5 protein-coding genes are annotated in these 5,013 nt (G+C 41.7%); all 5 read right to left on the reverse strand.

Translation table 11 applies throughout. From position 1 onward, the window contains the following. A partial coding sequence (locus Q0256_RS08830) for a zonular occludens toxin domain-containing protein (RefSeq protein WP_297962287.1) occupies nt 1-224 on the reverse strand: 224 nt, incomplete at its 3' end. Nucleotides 225-233: 9 nt separating this feature from the next. After that, nucleotides 234-749 (reverse strand): hypothetical protein, encoded by a 516-nt coding sequence (locus tag Q0256_RS08835; RefSeq protein WP_297962289.1) that lies wholly within the window; start codon nt 747-749, stop codon nt 234-236. 762 nt (nt 750-1,511) lie between these two features. Continuing rightward, nucleotides 1,512-3,143, reverse strand: coding sequence for a cation:proton antiporter (locus tag Q0256_RS08840; RefSeq protein WP_297962291.1), 1,632 nt, complete (start codon nt 3,141-3,143; stop codon nt 1,512-1,514). Between the two features lie 500 nt (nt 3,144-3,643). Further along, on the reverse strand, nt 3,644-3,955 hold the full coding sequence (locus Q0256_RS08845) for a helix-turn-helix transcriptional regulator (RefSeq protein WP_005870178.1): 312 nt from the start codon (nt 3,953-3,955) through the stop codon (nt 3,644-3,646). A gap of 12 nt (nt 3,956-3,967) precedes the next feature. Further along, nucleotides 3,968-4,882, reverse strand: a complete 915-nt coding sequence (locus Q0256_RS08850) for a DnaJ C-terminal domain-containing protein (RefSeq protein ID WP_297962293.1) — start codon at nt 4,880-4,882, stop codon at nt 3,968-3,970. Nucleotides 4,883-5,013: the final 131 nt, after the last annotated feature.

The following is a 5,013-nucleotide window of genomic DNA, read 5'->3' on the forward strand; positions in this document are numbered from 1 at the left end:
TCGGAGTAAAATTTTTCGTAGTCAAATTTTATAAATTTAGCGTCCAAATCGAACTTAAAGCCGTTGATATTGGTATAGCAATATAAATACTCTTTTTGCTTCTCAGGCTTAATGACCTTTGATAGGAAAGTATCCTTTGGCTTGAAAATAAAAAGCTGATGAATTTTAAAGACTGCGTAATATGTTTTACCGCTACCAGGGTTACCGACGATGTAAGTTATCATTTAGAAGCCTCAAGTAATATAATAAGTAAGCTCATTTATAGTTTTTCTAAGTTTTTCAAGTAGTTTCATACCCATTTTTGCACCGATTATTAAAAACAACGATATGAAAAACGGAGCATAAAGATTAAAGACGTCCCAAAAAGCCTTAAAAACACCGAGAGTTGATAACACAGACAAAGCAACAGAAGTAACCTCATTCGTAGAAGTGCCAGGATTAGTAAGATTTTTGATAAACCCATAGATATCGCCTAATTGATCAAACAAAAATACAGCCATAGCAAGCAATGCACCAAAATATATAAGCATCAAAATAAACATTGCAGCTTCGATTAAAACAAGCTTGCTAAAAACAACCTTTTTAAGAACAAAACCTGCAAGCTCGCCTAAAGAAAATTTTGATAAAATTTCCGGCGAGCAAAATTTTAACAAAACAAACGGCAAGGCGCAAGCTACCCAAGATGAAGCCGCTAAATTTGAGCAAAAATTTAATGACGCGAGCCTTGAAACAGAATCTATCCAAAGCAAAGAGGAAGCGCTAGAGTACGGCAAAGCTCTAGCACGAATTGCAAAAAATTTAAAGCAAAAATATCAACTTCACCGTTTGATCAGATTTGCTTTCGCGAGTTTTGCGATAACGGTTTTTTTGATTTTATTTTTACCAAATTCGTACGAATTACACTGGGCGTTTATAATTAGCGCCGTTTGCACGCTTATATTTTTCTTTTCAAAACGCAGATACAGTAAACTTTTCGTAGAAAATCCCAAAAAAAAGCAATACGATTTTCGCGATAGAAAATTTTGCAATTGTGACATTGGTTTTGTATTATCCCATTATGGCTATAGCGTTATGGCTTGCCGGCGGCGGTAGTGAATCTAGCGATATAGGGCTATTTTTTGGCTTATTTTATCTTCTAGCAGTGACGCCTGTGTCCGTTATTACTACCCTTGTTTGCCTAGCACGCAACTTAAGCGTTTATAAAGAGATAAAAGAGTGAAATTAGTAAAATTTAAACGAATTTTTAAATAACTTTATCGCTCAAATATATTTCATCAGCTCCTTGTCGGAGTATCCCTTTGCTATGGAAGGACAGCTTAAATTTAGAATTTAAATCAATCCAAAGCAGCACTTTGTACCTTTAAAATTTGCAAGCCCGCCATTTAAATATATCTTATTTATCTGCGTTCATTAAAACGCTTTAAATTAGCTGAGTGTAGAAGTAAGAAATAAAGAAGCGTGGATATTTTAGGCATAGCAAATCCGTTTAATTTGATCTTAAACGCTCAAGGCTACTGCGTTAGCTTACATTTCAGCGCCTCTTGCAAAAGCGCATTGGCTACTACTCTCTCCTTTTTTACGAAGATAAAATTTTCGCCGTATTCGCTCTGCAGCTCGCTTTGCGGATCGGCACCCGTATGCATCACTATGATATTTGCTTTTAAATTAGAGCCGTTTAGCATTTTGGCGACGATGTCGAGCTTTTGCTGATTTGCGATCGTTAGGATGATGACCGACGCATCGCGCGCATGCAGCTCGTCGATTGCGGTTTTTTGCATTATATTTACAAAATATATATTCTCTCCGCGCGATTTGCCCAGATCCACAAGCTCTAAATCGCTCTCGGCGACTACGTATAGCAGCCCCTGATCTTTAAGACGTAGCACAACTTCTTGCCCTATCCTGCCGTAGCCTGCTACAATGATATGATTTTTCATCGGCGGGATTTGAGTTTTATGCTCCTCATCCTCGAGCTTTTCGACCTTGGACTCGAAGCGGTTGGCGATTTTGTTTAAATTTTTAAGAATAAACGGCGTTAAAATCATAGTCGCGGTTACGACTGTAATTAAAATTTGCCCGTTTTCCTTACTTAGCATATCGCGGCTCATCAACAGCGAAAAGATCGCAAGCGCAAACTCACCTATCTGGCATAGCGACAGCGCCGCTTTTAGCGCTATCCTTTTGCCGGTCGAGAGAAATAAGATCGCGTAAATCACAACCGTTTTAAGCGCCATTATAACGATAATAGCGAGCAGGATTAGCCCATAGTGCGAGACGATGACTTCAAAATTTATCTGCATGCCAATCGTGATAAAGAAAAGCCCCAGCAGTATGTCTCGAAACGGCGTCAGATCGGCTTCTATCTCGTGTTTATACTCGGTCTCTGCGATGAGCATACCCGCGATGAACGCGCCCAGCGTATATGAAAAGCCGAATACATGCGCCAAAAAGCTAGCCCCCACGACGGTAAAAAGGATGGTCGCGATGAAAATTTCTTTAGAATTTGTCCTTACGACGTAGTAGAGGAAGCGGTTGAAGGCGAATTTGCCAAGCACGAAAAGGATCACTACCACTATGGCGGCGCTTACGGCGGTTTTTAAGATTAGATAGTTCACGGGGGTGCTGTCGGTAGAGCCAAATATGTCAATCATAAGCAAAATAGGGATGACGGCGAGGTCTTGAAAGAGCAGGATCCCAAGCACCTTGCGCCCGTAGTTTTGGTTGATTTCGCCTGTTTCGTTGAGCGTTTTTAGCACGATCGCCGTAGAGCTAAGCGCGAGCGCAAGCCCGATAATCATCACGGTTTTTATGTTTCCGCCGAAAGCTTGATCGATGATGAGCGCTAGAATAATACCGGTGCCAAGCACTTGGAGTATGCCATTAAAAAATACGTCCTTTTTCATACTCATCAGGTGATGGAAGCTAAACTCAAGCCCGATAGTAAACATCAAAAAAACGATGCCAAATTCCGCCAGCTCAGACATATGGGCGTTTTCGACACTGCTTAGACTATAGATCTGCGAAAAGCACACGCCTGCAACGATATAGCCGATGATGGTGGGAATTTCAAAAATTTTAAAGACGATATTTAGCACTATCGCAAGCGCGGTGATCGCAAGAAATAGCTCTATAACAAGCTCCATTAACTCCCTTTTTTGTAAGATTATACGTAAAATTTAGCGCTAAATTTATTGTCAAATTTTACATTATCCGCGACCATTTACCGGAGGCGATAATCGATGAAATTTTATCTTTTCATATAAATTTACGGGTAAATTTTATAATGTGATTTTACTAAAATCCCGCTTAAAAATAGAGAAATTATGTCGCACTTTATCGCTAAATTTAGAGGTTCGCGACAAAATTTTAAAGCCTAGCACGACTTGGAATTTTAAATTTTAAAGCTAAATTATATAAGACGGCTTTTAAATTTAATCGCAAGCAAATTTACTTGGGTTTGCTTAGCGCAACTTTAAATTTAACGCGAAATTTAACGCGCCCACAAATCCTCTCTGAGAATCAAAATTTATCGCTTGAATCTACGCTTGCGAGGCGATCTTGCTTTTTGATAGCATTAAAATTTCAGCTTATAGCGCCAGGATCTGTTTTTTTGCTGAGCTTTAAAATCTTTATCTTGCAGACCCTAGTCTGTCTCTCCGCCAAGCTCTAAAATTCTAGCCCGCAGCTCCTCGATCTCGCGCTCATACTCGGCAATCCTTTCTTGTAGGCGAAAGATCACGTCCACGCCCGCAAGATTGACGCCTAGCTCCTTTGTAAGGTTTAAAATCATACGTATGCGGTCCATATCATGCGCCGAGTACAGGCGCATCTTACCCTCCGTGCGCCCCGGGCTTACGAGTCCTTCGCGCTCGTATTGCCGCAGCGTCTGCGGATGGATATCTAGGACCTTCGAAACTATCGATATGAGATAAACCGGCTCATCATAATCATGCATTTTGGTGCCTCCTTATAGCTTTTGCAGCGCGGCTTTGACGTCCTCGTCCAGCGAATCGACGTCGGGAAGGACGACATTTACCACCGCGTATAGATCGCCTAAAATTTTACTCTTGCGGTTTTGCACGCCGTAGCCTTTTAGGCGGTATTTTTGCCCGTTTTTGGTGTTTTTAGCGATCTTTATCGTTGCGCTTTTACTTGGCGTCGAAATTTCTACTTTTCCGCCAAACATCGCCGTTTTCAAAGGCACGTCAATCTTTTTGAAAAGATCGTCGCCTTCGCGGCTATACTCGGCGCTTGGCGCGATTTTTATCTCTAAAATTAGATCGCCGCTTTGAGCGCCCGATTTTTGTCCTTTTCCCCTGATACGCAGCTTCTCGCCTGCATTGATGCCCGCGGGTACTTTAAATTTAACCGTTTCGCCGCCCACGCGCACGCTCATCTCGCCGCCTTGTATCGCGGTTTCAAAAGGAATTTCAATCGAGCTGTGCGTATCTAGGCTCTGTGTGCCGCCAAATCCGCCGCCGAAACCGCTGTCGCTAAAGCCACTAAAACCCTCGCCACCACCGAAAGAGCTGAAACTAAATCCGCCACGTGAGCCTGCGCTTTTTGCGCCGAAAGAGCCGCCGAAAATGCTGTTTAGGATGTCGTTTAGATCGCCCATGTTCGCCGAGCCCTGCGCGAAATCGTGGAAATTCTGTCCGCCGAACATCTCGTCGCCGTGGCGGTCATACTGCGCCCGCTTTTTCTCGTCGCTTAAAATTTCATACGCGGCGTTGATCTCTTTAAATTTATCCTCAGCTCCTGGTTCTTTATTGATATTCGGGTGATACATGCGAGCCAGACTGCGGTAGGCTTTTTTGATCACGTCCGCGCTTGCGGATTTATCCACGCCTAATGTTTCGTATAAACTGCTTGTACTTGCCATTTTAATCCTTAAAATCTTAAAAATTTATGCGGATTATATCATAAAACTTTAGTGAGTGTCAATCAAGTTTGCTAAATTTCATTTATAAATTTTAATTTTGCGTTAGGAATATATTAGCGGACAAAATTTAT

This window comes from uncultured Campylobacter sp. (assembly GCF_937949835.1).
In the GTDB taxonomy this organism is placed as follows: Bacteria; Campylobacterota; Campylobacteria; order Campylobacterales; family Campylobacteraceae; genus Campylobacter_B.